The sequence below is a fragment of the Solwaraspora sp. WMMD937 genome (assembly GCF_029581175.1).
In the GTDB taxonomy this organism is placed as follows: Bacteria; Actinomycetota; Actinomycetes; order Mycobacteriales; family Micromonosporaceae; genus Micromonospora_E.
Genome location: NZ_CP120738.1, coordinates 3,196,051 through 3,209,520 on the forward strand (window position 1 = coordinate 3,196,051; position 13,470 = coordinate 3,209,520).

The 13,470-nt window shown below is 70.6% G+C and carries 17 protein-coding genes and 1 riboswitch; of the genes, 10 read left to right on the top strand and 7 right to left on the bottom strand.

What is annotated here, in order from left to right:
- The first annotated feature begins 297 nt into the window (after window positions 1-297).
- Window positions 298-1,296: a sigma-70 family RNA polymerase sigma factor gene (locus O7621_RS13890; protein WP_282234592.1), complete on the top strand. Its 999-nt coding sequence runs from the start codon at window positions 298-300 to the stop codon at window positions 1,294-1,296.
- Between the two features lie 123 nt (window positions 1,297-1,419).
- Here the strand turns inward: O7621_RS13890 and O7621_RS13895 are convergent, their stop codons facing one another.
- Complete coding sequence (locus O7621_RS13895; RefSeq protein ID WP_282234593.1) at window positions 1,420-2,346, bottom strand: NlpC/P60 family protein; 927 nt, start codon at window positions 2,344-2,346, stop codon at window positions 1,420-1,422.
- A gap of 43 nt (window positions 2,347-2,389) precedes the next feature.
- Window positions 2,390-2,524: riboswitch (cyclic di-AMP (ydaO/yuaA leader) on the bottom strand.
- Between the two features lie 471 nt (window positions 2,525-2,995).
- On the opposite strand from O7621_RS13895, the gene O7621_RS13900 reads away from it, so the two are divergent.
- Window positions 2,996-3,532, top strand: coding sequence for a DUF6232 family protein (locus O7621_RS13900; protein ID WP_282234339.1), 537 nt, complete (start codon window positions 2,996-2,998; stop codon window positions 3,530-3,532).
- Between the two features lie 47 nt (window positions 3,533-3,579).
- Here the strand turns inward: O7621_RS13900 and O7621_RS13905 are convergent, their stop codons facing one another.
- Window positions 3,580-4,461, bottom strand: a complete 882-nt coding sequence (locus O7621_RS13905; RefSeq protein WP_282234340.1) for a DUF5753 domain-containing protein — start codon at window positions 4,459-4,461, stop codon at window positions 3,580-3,582.
- Window positions 4,462-4,707: 246 nt separating this feature from the next.
- Between O7621_RS13905 and O7621_RS13910 the strand changes: the two genes are divergently transcribed.
- Window positions 4,708-4,923 (top strand): DUF397 domain-containing protein, encoded by a 216-nt coding sequence (locus O7621_RS13910; RefSeq protein ID WP_282234341.1) that lies wholly within the window; start codon window positions 4,708-4,710, stop codon window positions 4,921-4,923.
- Window positions 4,924-5,049: 126 nt separating this feature from the next.
- On the opposite strand, the gene O7621_RS13915 is transcribed toward O7621_RS13910, so the two are convergent.
- Together O7621_RS13915 and O7621_RS13920 are read right to left on the bottom strand one after the other, a co-directional pair.
- Complete coding sequence (locus tag O7621_RS13915; RefSeq protein ID WP_282234342.1) at window positions 5,050-5,379, bottom strand: DUF3817 domain-containing protein; 330 nt, start codon at window positions 5,377-5,379, stop codon at window positions 5,050-5,052.
- Between the two features lie 26 nt (window positions 5,380-5,405).
- Window positions 5,406-5,840, bottom strand: coding sequence for a hypothetical protein (locus tag O7621_RS13920; RefSeq protein WP_282234343.1), 435 nt, complete (start codon window positions 5,838-5,840; stop codon window positions 5,406-5,408).
- Window positions 5,841-5,991: 151 nt separating this feature from the next.
- Between O7621_RS13920 and O7621_RS13925 the strand changes: the two genes are divergently transcribed.
- Window positions 5,992-6,351, top strand: coding sequence for a DUF6158 family protein (locus O7621_RS13925; RefSeq protein WP_278167591.1), 360 nt, complete (start codon window positions 5,992-5,994; stop codon window positions 6,349-6,351).
- A gap of 3 nt (window positions 6,352-6,354) precedes the next feature.
- Complete coding sequence (locus O7621_RS13930) at window positions 6,355-6,684, top strand: hypothetical protein (protein ID WP_282234344.1); 330 nt, start codon at window positions 6,355-6,357, stop codon at window positions 6,682-6,684.
- 26 nt (window positions 6,685-6,710) lie between these two features.
- Here the strand turns inward: O7621_RS13930 and O7621_RS13935 are convergent, their stop codons facing one another.
- Together O7621_RS13935 and O7621_RS13940 are read right to left on the bottom strand one after the other, a co-directional pair.
- Window positions 6,711-6,914 carry a hypothetical protein gene (locus tag O7621_RS13935; RefSeq protein ID WP_282234345.1) on the bottom strand — a complete coding sequence of 68 codons (204 nt, stop codon included), beginning with the start codon at window positions 6,912-6,914 and terminating at the stop codon, window positions 6,711-6,713.
- Window positions 6,915-6,920: 6 nt separating this feature from the next.
- Complete coding sequence (locus O7621_RS13940) at window positions 6,921-7,133, bottom strand: hypothetical protein (protein ID WP_282234346.1); 213 nt, start codon at window positions 7,131-7,133, stop codon at window positions 6,921-6,923.
- Between the two features lie 140 nt (window positions 7,134-7,273).
- Between O7621_RS13940 and O7621_RS13945 the strand changes: the two genes are divergently transcribed.
- Complete coding sequence (locus O7621_RS13945; RefSeq protein WP_123600346.1) at window positions 7,274-7,564, top strand: GlsB/YeaQ/YmgE family stress response membrane protein; 291 nt, start codon at window positions 7,274-7,276, stop codon at window positions 7,562-7,564.
- 127 nt (window positions 7,565-7,691) lie between these two features.
- On the opposite strand, the gene O7621_RS13950 is transcribed toward O7621_RS13945, so the two are convergent.
- The gene (locus O7621_RS13950) at window positions 7,692-8,777 is read right to left on the bottom strand and encodes a 3-deoxy-7-phosphoheptulonate synthase (protein ID WP_282234347.1); all 1,086 of its coding nucleotides are present in this window, start codon (window positions 8,775-8,777) and stop codon (window positions 7,692-7,694) included.
- A 364-nt stretch (window positions 8,778-9,141) separates the two neighbouring features.
- Here O7621_RS13950 and O7621_RS13955 point away from each other — a divergent pair, with 364 nt between their 5' ends.
- The 4 genes from O7621_RS13955 (at window position 9,142) to O7621_RS13970 (ending at window position 13,357) form a co-directional block, all read left to right on the top strand.
- Window positions 9,142-10,296 (top strand): alkaline phosphatase PhoX, encoded by a 1,155-nt coding sequence (locus O7621_RS13955; RefSeq protein ID WP_282234348.1) that lies wholly within the window; start codon window positions 9,142-9,144, stop codon window positions 10,294-10,296.
- A 56-nt stretch (window positions 10,297-10,352) separates the two neighbouring features.
- Window positions 10,353-10,598, top strand: coding sequence for a hypothetical protein (locus tag O7621_RS13960; protein ID WP_282234349.1), 246 nt, complete (start codon window positions 10,353-10,355; stop codon window positions 10,596-10,598).
- 126 nt (window positions 10,599-10,724) lie between these two features.
- Window positions 10,725-12,017 (top strand): pitrilysin family protein, encoded by a 1,293-nt coding sequence (locus tag O7621_RS13965; protein WP_282234350.1) that lies wholly within the window; start codon window positions 10,725-10,727, stop codon window positions 12,015-12,017.
- Window positions 12,014-13,357 (top strand): pitrilysin family protein, encoded by a 1,344-nt coding sequence (locus O7621_RS13970; protein ID WP_282234351.1) that lies wholly within the window; start codon window positions 12,014-12,016, stop codon window positions 13,355-13,357. The genes O7621_RS13965 and O7621_RS13970 overlap by 4 nt, the downstream gene beginning before the upstream one ends.
- Window positions 13,358-13,470 lie beyond the last annotated feature (113 nt).

Consider the following 13,470-nt stretch of genomic DNA (forward strand, 5'->3'; position numbering starts at 1 on the left):
ACGGGAATCGCTGCGCCCTGCCCGGTGTCGTGGTGTGCTGGGAGCCTGCCACACCCCACCGACCTCAGTGAATCGGGCAGTCGGCCGGCCCGACGCAGCGCGGCGATCGAGGAGCCTGGCAGGAAACGCCAATCCTGTTCACAGCAATTATTCAGGCAATCGTGTCAGCTTCGACTCACGAGACGGAATCCCTGACGCGTCTCATCTGTTGTGCAGGTGTCGGCGCCATACGGCGGGGCCTGCCACATCAGGTTCGCCGGATCGGAGGCGGACGTGACGGGGGAGAGGCTGATGGAGATGCGCATCGCAGGTGACAGGGCACGACGTGGGGTTAACGAGGGGACCGTGAGCAACGTGGAGAAGACGATGGCTTTGCGGACCGACGAGGTAGCCGAGGAGCGGGACCTCGTTGGCGTCTACCTGCATGAGATCTCCCGCACGCCGCTGCTCGACGCGGCCCGGGAAGTCGACCTCTCCAAGGCGATCGAGGCCGGTCTGTACGCGGAGCACCTGCTGGAGCAGGGCATGCCGCGGGCCGGGGTGAGCCGCGAGGAGCTGGAGCGGCTGGTCGTCGAGGGTGAACGGGCCAAGGACCTGTTCATCCGGGCCAACCTGCGTCTGGTGGTGTCGATCGCCCGCCGCTACGTCCGGTCCGGGATGCCGATGCTGGACCTGATCCAGGAGGGCAACACCGGTCTGGTCCGCGCGGTGGAGAAGTTCGACTACGAGCGTGGTTTCAAGTTCTCCACCTACGCGACCTGGTGGATCCGGCAGGCCATCAGCCGGGCGATCGCCCAGCAGGAGCGGACCGTACGGCTTCCGGTGCACCTGGTCGAGGACGTCAACCGGATGCGCAACGTAGCCCGCCAGTTGACCCGCGAGCTCGGTTCGGACCCGGAGCCGGAGCAGATCGCCGCCTCGCTCGGCGTGCCGGTCGAGCGGGTGCACGAGCTGGTGCGGTGGTCGCAGGACACGGTGTCGCTGGACACCCCGGTCGGCGACGACGGCGATACCAACCTGGGCGACCTGGTGGCCGACAGTGACGCACCGTCGCCGGAGGACATCGTGCTCACCGGGTTGGAGCGGCAGCGGATCGAGGGCCTGCTCAACCACCTGGACGACCGGTCCGCCGGCATCATGCGGGCCCGGTACGGCTTGGAGGACGGGCGAGAGCACTCGCTGACCGAGGTCGCTTCGCGCTTCTCGCTGTCCCGGGAGCGCATCCGGCAGCTGGAGATCCAGGCACTGGGCCGGCTGCGGGAGCTGGCCCGGGCGGAAGGGCTGCAGGCGGCCTGACGAATCGGCGGCAGGCGACCTGATCCGCCGATGAACTGACAACCCACCGACGAACTGACGACGGCCCGGCATCCGCAAGCGCGGATGCCGGGCCGTCGTCAGTTCGTCGGGCGAGCGACCGGGTCAGCGGACCCGGCCGTAGCCGTACGGCGGCATCATGTCCACGCTGGCCAGCTCGACGGTGCGGCCGAAGGTGGGTGCGTGGATCACCTGGCCGCCGCCCACGTACAGGCCGACGTGGGCGAGACCGTTGTAGAACACCAGGTCACCGGGCTGCAGTGCGCCACGGTTGATCTTCGCGACCACGTCCCACTGCATCGCCGCGTTGTGCGGCAGGCTCTTGCCGGCGGTACGCCACGCGGCAAGCGTCAGGCCCGAGCAGTCGTAACCGTTCGGGCCGCTGGCAGCCCAGACGTACGGCTTGCCGATGGCTCCGTACGCAAACTCGACGACCGAGCCGGCGGCACCGGACACCGACGGGACGGTTCCGGTGTACGACGAGCCGGTCTCGCTCGCGGCACCGTAGGCCCGTTCCCGCTTGTCCATCAGCTCGTCGATGTCCGCTTCGATGCTCTTCTTGCGGTCAGCGAGCTCCTTGACCTGGGCGTCCTGCTTCTTCAGGGCCGCCTGCAGCTTCTCCTGCTCGGCCAGGTAGGTCAGTTGGGTGCTGGTGAACTCGCTGAGTCGCTGCTGCCGGTCCCGGGCCAGGTGGTCCAGGGTGCCGAGCCGGTGGATGAAGCTGCCGGAGGTGCCGTCGAGCAGGGCGGTCGCGGTGCTCAACCCGCCGGTCTTGTACGCGTTGACCGCGATCTGACCGACCTCGGTCTGCGCTGCCGCGAGTTCGGCTTGCAGCGGGCCGAGCTTGGCGTCGATCTCCTCGGCCGCCGCCCGGGTGGCCTTGGCCTCCTCCCTGAGCCGGTTGTACGACTCGACGACCTTGGCCAGCTCTTCGGATTCCTTGTCGATCTGCTGCGTGAGTTCGCTGACCGTCGGCTGGGCGGTCGCGGCGGTCGCCGGTACCACCAGGCCGAGGCTTACGCCGGCCAGCATCAGGGTGCGCAGCAGAATCCGCGCTGTTGACAAGAACGCAGAACCCTTCTTCCTAGCCGCCTACCGGGTTAGCTGACGGATTCGGGCGGGAAGTTCGCCCTACCGCGGTGAACCGCGGATTCACCCCAGTTGCCGATGGGTCCCCGGATCGCAACCGTGAGATTACTGTTTGTAATGTCAGATAATCTCGGGACGGCGATTCGGCGGCACTGGACCGGCGTCACCGCTTCCCGGCGACTGGCGACCGGACCAGCCGATCCAACTTAGCCGCAAGGGTTGCGACCAGGAAAGTGCTGCGATCGTGATCCGTGGCATGGAACTGGCCGGAGGCCGTTGACAGTTACTTGATGTGACGGTTGGCTGCTCTGGGCAACATTCCTATTGCCCTCGGGTGACTGGTTGACTCCGGCGCGTTGTCCTTGGACAGCGCCTGATCAATTGCGAATAATGCGTCATTAGTCGGTCTACGCGGTTGTCGTCAGTAAGCTATCGGGATAAATGGGCGCAAAAGGTCTGGTTCGCCATCCAGGACGCGGCCTGCCGTACGTCATTCTGCTAGGTGGCAGAATGACTACCTTCCATCGAGTAGCTTGCTGTTCGCACAATGGACCCGCAAGGTCAGCGCCGCACGAGCCCTTCGGAGGCAGCTATGCGTGCTACTCGCCAGACCCCACCCCGACGCGGTTCCCCGGTACCCGCACAGTCCGGCTCCAGTGTCGGACGGACCTTCTACCGGCAGCCCGGCATCTGCGTGACCGGTGACTGGTTCGTCGTGGCCGGCCGGCGGTTCGCCGTCCGCGACCTCACCGAACTCCGGACCGCACGAGGCGCCCGCGACCGGCTCACCGGCCGGGTGATCGCGGTGACCGCCCTGACCCTGGCGGCGGTCGCGGTGACCGTCGGCTACACCCGGGGGCTGGACGAGGTCAGTGCTGGGGCCTACCTCGCCATGCTGGCGGCCGCGTTCGTGCCGGTGACGGTGGCCTGGCTCGGCGACCGGTTGCGGCCGCGGGCGTACGAACTCTGGGGCCGTCACCAGGGACTGCTGTTGCTGCTGTTCAGCACCGACGACGAACGCCAGTACGGCCAGGTGAGCCGGGCGTTGATGCGGGCCCGGGAAATGTCCCGGCTGGCCGGTCTGTCCGAGCCGGTCACCATCGAACCGTGGGTGCCCGACCAGCGGTGAGCGGGTCCGACCGCCGCTGCGGTCGCCAGCGGGCTGGTCGACGTCGATCAGCCCGCGTCTCGCCCGTCCAGTCGACGGGCGAGGTCGTGCAGCATCGCCACCGAGTCGGCCGGTGACAGGGATTCTGCCCGTAGTCGGTCGAAGACATGCTGGTACGGCCGGACCTCGTCGGCCCGGTCGATGACCTCCTCGACCAGAGCGCTCTCCACGTACACCACGTCAGCGTCGGCCTGGTCGGCGAAGTGCAGGATGACGAACGGCCCGAGCACCGTGTTGCTTCCGGCGGCGAACGGCAGCACCCGGACCGTGACATGAGGTGCCGCCGACATCTTCGCCACGTGCTGGAGCTGCTCGCGCAGTACCCGCGGGCCGCCGGTCATCCGGCGCAGTGCAGCCTCGTCGATGATCACCTCGATCTGCGGCGGATCGGCGCCGAAGAGCACCTCGTGCTGGCGGGCCAGCCGGATCTGCACCCGCCCTTCGATCTCGGCCGCCGGTACATGGTGCGGGCCGTCGGCCGGGATCACCGCGCGGGCGTACTCCTCGGTCTGCAGCAGACCGGGGAAGCTGATCGGCTGGAAGTAGCGCAGTGCCGACGCTTCCGCCTCCAGCCCGATGTAGGCCGCGTAGGCGGCCGGCACCCGGTCCTTATAGCCGCTCCACCAGGCGCGCCGTCGTGCCGCCCGGGCCAACTCGACGAGCTCCTGCACCTGCTGCTGGTCGCGTACGCCGTACAGGTCCAGCAAAGCCTTGACGTCGTTGGTCGAGATGCTGACCGACCCCGACTCGATCCGGATCAGCTTCGACAGCGACCAGTCCATTTGAGCGGCGACGTAGTCCTGGGTCAGCGCCGCGGCATCGCGTGCCCGGCGTAGCGCCGCACGCAGCCGGCGACGCCCGATGGTCGGGCCCTGGTGTCGGGCAGGCATGGAAACGCTCCGGGAGAGTGCCTTGCAGAGTGCTACCTGGCTGGTTGCCACCCTGTTGCACGCTACACCGCCGTCGTCAGGTCTGCTAAGGACGGCCGGCCCCTCCGCATGGTCCGGACGGCGGTTTCACCGGGTTTCGCGGTGTCGCCCAGTCGCGTCGGCAAGATCGAGAACTGGTACAGTCCGCCCGATTGCCTGCGTGCTCTGATGGCAAATTTACCGATTTATCCTTATTAAGGAGTTTAGGTGACTGTGATCAGCACTGCCGGTCCGGCGTGGCGTAAGAGCCGCCGCTGCGAGGCGACGACCTGCGTCGAGGTAGCCGAGATCGGGCCGGCGGTCGGGGTGCGCAACTCCACCGACCCCGGAGTGCACCTGGAATTCTCGCCAGCCGCCTGGTCGGCATTCGTCGCCGGGCTGTCCGCTGCGCCGTCCAGCTCCGGCGGCCACACGAAGGGTTGATCCGACGCCGCACGAGGCTCGGCTCCACGGCCGCCGACAACGTCGGCCGTACGCCCCGGCCGGGTCGGCCCGACGCCGGTGCCGGCCCGGCCGGGGTGCCGTCAACCGGTCACCGCCCGCCCGGTGTCAGCCGGTGAACACCTTGTCCGGCTCGGTACGCGGTTGCTCGCTCGCCCAGCGGCTGACCACCCGCTCGGCGTAGAACGACACGAACGGCACCGTCCCGGCCAGCATGATCGCCAGGATCCGGCCGAGTGACCAGTTGGCCCGCCGGGCCAGGTCGAACGCGGCGACCAGATAGACCATGTAGAGGAACCCGTGCGCCGGCCCGACCGTCTCGACCACGACGGCCCGGTCGAACAGGTACTTCAACGGCATGCCGATCACCATCAGCAGGATCAGCACCACGCCGACCACGTACGCGATCAGCCGGTACCGGGTGAGTGCACCTGACACTGTCGTCCGTCCTTCTCTCTTTCCGGTCAGCCCGGGTAGTCGCCGGCCCTGGCGTGCGGGTTCGCGTTCAGCCAGGCCAGGTAGTTGTTGTACGCGGCCAACTCCGGGTCGTCCGGGCCGGGGGTGGCGGTCACGCCAGGGGCAGACCGGACCCGTACCGGTCGGCCGAACGACTCCTCCCGCGATGGCCCGTTCTCCGGTGTGCCGCTCCTCGGTGAGTCGTCGTCCGGTGTGCCGTTGTCCGGGCCGGGTACCGCCCGGTGTGCCTGCCGTATCTCACGGATCCAGATGAACACCACGAACGCCGCGAAAATCGGCCATTCCACCGCATACGCCCAGCTCAGCGTGTTGCCGGCGGTGGCCCGGCTGATCTGCCACCAGCCGAGCGCGAGGAAGCCCACCACCAGCGCCACCGCCGCCAGGTGCCGCAGGATCCACACCGGGGTCCACAGCTGCCGCATGCAGGGAAGCGTACCGGCCGCCCGTCGGCTTCTCCGACGAGCCGTCGTAGTCAGGTGCGAGGTTGCCCGGAGGCCGGCGCCCGGTGTTTGCCGCCGACCGGCCGGGGAACCCTACGACGGTAATGCCTCGTCGACTCCCCGGAGGCCGGAGATGACGGATTCAGCGCGGTACGGCAGCTACTCCCCGGCGGCGGCCGGTCGGCCCTTCGAGCCCCGCCCGGACCACCCGCCCGGTGGTGCCACCCGAACCTGGTCGGACCCGCCCGAACCGGGAGCCGAGACGTGGGTCGACACGGTTGACGAAACCGGGATCGACCCGGTCGAGCTGGCCGACGACGAACTGCTCCGCGAGATCGGCAGCCTGCACCGGACCCGGCTGGACACGCTGCGGCACGGCACCGACGCAGCGCTGGCCAACCATCTGCACCGCACCGCCGATCTGGAGACCGAGTACCTGACCCGGCACCCGGGCCGAGAGGTCGATGCCGCCCGGTTGCGGCACGGGGAGTGAGTCGTGCCCGCGTACGCCGAACGCGGTGTCTCCGCGCCCCCTGAGGTGGCGTTCGGCACCGCGACCGACCCCGACCGCAGGGCTGCCTGGTTGCCGGGGCCGCTGCGCCAGGTGCCGGCGGAACCAGCCCACGGCGACCACCTGCAGGCCCGGTGGTCGACGGCCGGCGGCCCGTGGACGGTCGTCGTGCAGGTGTACCCGGTGCAGGCGGGCGGTGCAATGCTGCGCCTGGAGCTGGACTCCGACCTGCCGCACGAGCAACTGACTCGGCTCGCCGACGAGACGCTGACCAGCCTGGTCCGGGCGGTCACCGACAACCTCAACGCCGGTTGACGGTCAGCCCGTGACGCGGTTGCCTGTCAGTCGGCGGTGAACCCGGGCTTCTCCATCCCGGACCAGCCGCGGGGTGTCTCAGGCTCCCGGTCCCGGTCGGTCCCTTCGATGATGTCGTGGGAGACCGCCGTGTCGTCGTGCTCGCCGGCGAAGTCCGGGTCGTCCTCGGGTGGCTGGCCGTCCGGGGCCTGGCCGAGTGCGGCGGTTGGCCGGTTCTGGTGCTCTTCCATTGGTGATCAGGCACCTTCCGTAGATGAATGCAGGACCTCTTCCGCCTCGTCCTGGGCGTATTCGCCTTCCGGCAGGGCATTGATCCTGGTCAGCAGGTGAGCGGGTAGCTCGGCGGCGACCGCCCGGCGGGCGATCTCGGCCCGGCTCACCCGTTCCTTGCCGAGGTAGATGTCGTCGAGCAGTGCGTACAGCTCGGCCTTGGACGTCTCATCGGTCACCTCCGCCTGCTACCCCGCACGCGGCACGGCAAACGACGCTCCACGTACCGACCGGACCGCCGGGTTCATCCTGCCGACCGTCGGCGTTCCGCCCTCTCGGTCCGATCCGGGCACCTACGCTCGGGCCAGGAGGTGGACTCATGATCGGCACCATCTTGTGGGCGCTCGTCGCTGGCGCGATCATTGGCGCTCTGGGACGTCTGCTGCTACCCGGCCGGCAGAACATCTCAGTCTGGCTGACCATCGGCGTCGGAATCGCCGCCGCCCTGCTCGGCGGAGTGATCGCCGCCTGGCTGGGCATCGGCGAGACCGCCGGGATCGACTGGCTGCGACACGCGATCCAGGTCGCGCTGGCGGTGTTCTTCGTCTGGATCGCCGCGCGGGTGGCCGGCCACCGGCCGACCGACGCCCCGGGTCGCGCGACCCGCTGACCCGACGCCCCCGGTGCCCGGGCCACCCGCTGACTCCGCCCGGGGCGGCCGCTGAGTCCGCCCGGGGCCGGCCGGTGCGCCGGCTGCGGCCAGGCTCCGCAGCCTGGCCGCAGCCGAGCGCTGCTGGCTACCGCTGCGCGGCAGCCAGCGCCGCCCGGCGGTCCCCGACCGCCGTCGCAAGCCGTCCAAGGACCTGGGCGGTCTGGTCCCAACCCAGGCAGGCGTCGGTGATCGACTGTCCGTGCACCAGTTCCCTGGTCGGGTCCAGATCCTGCCGGCCGGCGACCAGGAACGACTCCAGCATCACCCCGACGATGCCCCGTTGCCCGGCGCCGAGCTGCCCGGCGACGTCCTCAACGACCAGCGGCTGCCGGCGGTGGTCCTTGCCGCTGTTGCCGTGGCTGGCATCGATGACCAGCCGCTGCGGCAGTCCGGCGGCCCGCAGCAGGCCCAGCGCGGCGGCCACCGACTCGGCGTCGTAGTTGGGCTCACCGGCACCGCCGCGCAACACCAGATGGCAGTCGGCGTTGCCCCGGGTGTGCAGGATCGCCGGTGTCCCGGACATGTCGATGCCGGGGAAGACGTGCGGCACGGCAGCGGCCCGGATGGCGTCCACCGCGGTGGCGACGCTGCCGTCCGGGCGGTTTTTCATGCCGATCGGCATGGACAGCCCGGAGGACAGCTGCCGGTGCACCTGACTCTCGACGGTGCGGGCGCCGATCGCCCCCCAGGCCACCGCGTCGGCGATGTACTGCGGGGTGATCGGGTCGAGGAACTCGCAGCCCACCGGCAGCCCGGCCCGCAGCACCTCGAGCAGCAGCGAGCGGGCGATCCGCAGCCCGGAGTTGACATCCCCGGATCCGTCCAGGCCCGGGTCGTTGATCAGACCTTTCCAGCCGACCGTCGACCGCGGCTTCTCGAAGTACACCCGCATCACGATCAACAGGTCGTCGGCGTGCCGTTGGGCGGCGTCGGCGAGCAGGTGCGCGTACTCAAGGGCGGCGGCCGGGTCGTGCACCGAGCATGGGCCGACCACGACCAGCAGCCGGTCGTCCTGTCCGTCGAGCACGCCGGCGACGGCTCGTCGGCCGTCCAGCACCCGCGCGGTGAGCTGGTCGTCGAGGGGCAGCTCGTGGTGCAGCAGGGCCGGAGTGGTGAGCGGGACGACCCGATCGATGCGCTGATCGGCGACGCGCCCGATGGAGGTGCTCATGTGGTGTCTGTTCCTTCCGCCAGTCTCCCTGGGGAGCCGGCGCCCCAGCCGAGCCGGCTGCTCGTTGGCATACGAAAGGGCAGGGGCTCGATGCCCGCTGCCCTTGGCCGGCTCTGGTGGGGTGACGTCAGGTCAAGGCTGAGCCACCGGCACCAGGGCCGGCTGCCTAAACCATCGATACGTGCGCGTCACGACGCACACTGTACCGGATCAGCCGCTGAGCGCCACCCCGGCCGGGGCCCGGCAGTCGGGTGCCACCACCGGACTTCGGCCGGTTCTCGCCGTCTGTTAACTACGACCGGCATCCGTGGCCACCAGCGACGCCTAGCTTCATCGATTGCCACAAGTATCGATGGAGGTCAAGATGGATCGTCGTAGCGTACTGCGTGCCACGGTGGTCGGCGCTGGTGCCGCCGCCTTCTCCGGCAGTCTCTGGACCGGCGCCTTCGCCGCACCCGCGCAACCCGGCACCAGCCCGTACGGGCCACTCGGCAGCCCCGACGCCAACGGCATCGCGCTACCCGCCGGCTTCACCAGCCGAATCGTGGCCCGGTCCCGGCAGCGGGTCGGCGACACCTCGTACGTCTGGCACGACGCGCCGGACGGCGGCGCCTGCTTCGCCGCCGGAACCGGCTGGGTGTACGTCTCCAACTCGGAGATCTCCCGTACCGGCGGTGCCTCGGCGATCCGGTTCGACGCCAGCGGCGACGTCGTCTCGGCGTACCGGATCCTGGCGGACACCAACCGCAACTGCGCCGGTGGCGCCATGCCCTGGGGCACCTGGCTCTCCTGCGAGGAGGTGGCCCGCGGGTACGTCTACGAGACGTACCCGCTCGGCGGCACCGGCGCGGTCCGGCGCCCGGCGATGGGCCGGTTCTGCCACGAGGCCGCCGCCGCCGACCCGGTCCGCGGCGTGATCTACCTGACCGAGGATGAGAGCAACGGCTGCTTCTACCGGTTCCGGCCGGACACCTGGGGCGACCTGTCCACCGGCACCCTGGAGGTGCTGGTGGCCGGCAGCGGCACCAGCGGGCCGGTCAGCTGGGCCCGGGTGCCGGACCCGGACGGCGGCCCGATCGCCACCCGCTTCCAGGTCTCCGGCGCGAAACGGTTCAACGGCGGCGAAGGCTGCCACTACGCCGACGGCGTCTGCTGGTTCACCACCAAGGGCGACAACCGGGTCTGGGCGTACGACGCGGTCGGCCAGCGGCTCGATCTGGCCTACGACGACTCGCTGGTCTCCGGCACCCCGCCGCTGACCGGCGTCGACAACATCGTCGGTACGCCGGGCGGTGACCTGTACGTCGCCGAGGACGGCGGCAACATGGAGATCTGCCTGATCACCCCGGACGGGCGGATCGCGCCGTTCCTGCGGATCAGCGGCCAGTCGTCGTCGGAGATCTGCGGACCGGCGTTCTCCCCGGCCGGCGGCCGGCTGTACTTCTCGTCGCAGCGCGGCACCTCGGGCGCGTCCTCCGGCGGCATCACCTACGATGTACGCGGCCCGTTCCGCTCCTGACCTACGTGGAGGGCGACATGCATGACCCGGCCGTCGCCCGGGTAACCCCCCGGCCCATGAACACTGACACCGACGACGAACCGTTCACCGGCCCACCACCACCGGGCGCCGCCACCGCAGGTCAGGCGGCAGCCGACGGCGAAGCCGAGGCGGAGCGGATCGAGTCGCGCGCCGGTCACCTGCTGCCGGAGGAGGAGGCGGCCGGCAGCGACGACCCGGTGCGCCAGGCCGCAGCCATCCTGGACGACTCCGACCGGCGCGAGCAGCCGCGTCCGCAGTCGGGCAGCGAGCCGCCCGGCTGACCCCGACGGCGTCGGCCGACCTTCGCCGGCAACGGTCAAGCCATTGACGGCAACGGCCAACCTTCGACGGCCACCCGGCCGGCCCGGTGCGGCCGGCCGGGGCCCCGATCGGATAACGTCGGGCGCATGTCGCCCAACGGGTACCCCTGGCCGATCGAGACCACCCGGCTGGACAACGGCCTGCGGGTCGTCGTCAGCCCCGACTCCAGCGCGCCGGTGGTCGCGGTCAATCTCTGGTACGACGTGGGCTCGCGTCACGAGCCCGCCGGCCGGACCGGATTCGCCCATCTTTTCGAGCACCTGATGTTCGAGGGATCGGTCAACGTCGCCAAGACCGAGCACATGAAGTTGGTGCAGGGCGCGGGCGGCTCGCTCAACGCCACCACCAACCCGGACCGGACCAACTACTTCGAAACCGTCCCCGCCGAGCATCTGGCCCTCGCGTTGTGGCTGGAAGCCGACCGGATGGGCGGCCTGGTGCCGGCGTTGACCCAGGAGACCCTGGACAACCAGCGCGAGGTGGTCAAGAACGAGCGGCGGCAGCGCTACGACAACGTGCCGTACGGCGACGCCTGGCTACGGCTGCTGCCGCTGCTCTACCCGCCGGGGCACCCGTACCACCACGCCACGATCGGCTCGATGGACGACCTCAACGCCGCCGATCTGGCCACCTTCCAGGCGTTCCACGAGATGTACTACGCGCCGAACAACGCGGTGCTGACCGTGGTCGGCGACACCGACGCCGACGAGGTGTTCAGCCTGGCCGACAAGTACTTCGGTGGGATCGCCGCGCGGGTCGACATCCCGCCGGCACCGGACGGGCGTACGCCGGCGCCACTGGCCGGCCCGGTGACCGAGACGGTCACCGCCGACGTACCGGCCGCCCGGCACTACCTCACCTACCGCACCCACCCGTTCGGAACCCCGGCGTACGACGTGGCGACCGTGCTCGGCACCGTGCTGGGCAGCGGCCGGGGCAGCCGGCTCTACCAACGGCTGGCCGACGGCGCCCGGATCGCGCAGCCCGACTACCTGGGTGCGTACGGCGTCGACCTGGCGCACGCGCCCGCACCGCTGATCATCACCGCGACCGCCCAGCCGACGGTGACCGCCGAGCGGCTCGCCGACGGCCTGATCGAGGTGCTCGACGAGGTGGCCCGCGACGGCGTCACCGACGCGGAGGTCGACCGGGCCAAGGCGCTGCTCACCACGGGCTGGTGGCGTCAGGTCGCCAGCTTCGAGGGCCGGGCCGACACCCTCGGCCGCTACGCCACCCAGTTCGGTGACCCGGCCCGCGCCGGGGACCGGCTGCCGGGCTGGCAGGCGGTCACCACCGAGGCGGTCAACGACGAGGCCGCACGCCTGTTGCGGCCGGACAATCGGGTCCAGCTCAGCTATCTGCCGGAGGGCGACCAGTGACGATCATCGCGCAGCGTCCCGGACCGGGCGCCGCCCGGCCGTACCGTTTCCCGGACGTGGTCCGGCGCAGCGTGGCCGGTGGCGAGATCGTCGCCGCCCACCTGCCCGGCCACCGGCTGGCGGTGGCGAGTCTGCTGCTGGACGCCGGCGCCGGCCGGGAACCGGCCGGCCGGGAAGGGCTGGCCGGAGTGCTCGCCAAGGCTCTCGAAGAGGGCACCGAGACCCGGGACTCGGCCGCGTACGCCCTGGTCCTGGAGGGTCTCGGCACCGAGTTGTCCCTCTCCGCCGACTGGGATTCGTTCCGGGTCGGCGTGCAGGTCAGCACCGACCGACTCGGCGCGGCCGTCGAACTGCTCACCGAGGCGGTCCGCACCCCCCGCCTGGATCCGTCCGATGTCGAGCGGGTCCGCGACGACGAGGCGACCGCGCTGCGGATGTACTGGGCCAACCCGGGGCCGCGGGCCGAAGCCGCGTTGCGCGCCGACCTGTTCGGTGCCGACCAGCGGCACGGCCGGCCGATGGGCGGCGACCCCGACTCGGTCGCGGCGGTGACCGTGGCGGACGTCGTCGACTTCCACCGTGCCTGGTTCACCCGGCCCGGCACCCTGCTGGTCGCCGGCGATCTGGACCTGATCGACCTGGACGCGCTCGGCGTGGCCGCCTTCGCCGGGGCGACCGGCTCACCGTCACAGCCCGGACCACCGCTGCCGGTCAGTCTGCGGGACCACCGGCGGATCATCCTGGTCGACCGGCCCGGCGCGGTGCAGTCCACGCTGCGGCTCGGCCATCCGGCCCCGCACCGGGCCCACCCCGACTACGTGCCGATGACCCTGGCCAGCACCGTCCTCGGTGGAGCTTTTACGTCGCGGCTCAACCATCTGATCCGCGAGGTACGTGGCTACACGTACGGCATCCGGTCGGACTTCGGGATGTCCCGTCGGTTCGGTCGTTTCGCGGTCAGTTCCAGTGTGCAGACCGGGGTCACCGCGCCCGCCCTGATCGACTCGGTCGGTGAGGTGTCCCGTACCCAGGCCGACGGGGTGACCGAGGAGGAGCTGGCGGTGGCCCGGTCCTGGCGGGCCGGCCAGCTCTCGGTCGAGCTGCAGACCCCGCCGGCGATCGCCAGCGCCCTGGCGACGCTGGTCGTGCACGGGCTGCCCGACGACTACCACGCCCGGCTGCGCGACGAGCTGCTGTCGGCGACGGTCGAGCAGGTTTCCGCCGCCGCCGCCACCCACCTGCGGGCCGAAGGGCTGACTCTGGTGGTGGAGGGCGACGCGGCCAAGATTCGCGACGAACTGACCGCCTCCGGCCTGGGGGAGCTACGCGACGCCGACTGATCCGCACCTGGCTCAGCGCCTGCGCAGCAGCCGTGACTGTCACGGCTCCGATCGGCGTGCCGGGCGTCGTGGTGCCGGGCGTCGTGGTGCCGGGCGTCGGCGTGCCCGGCGCC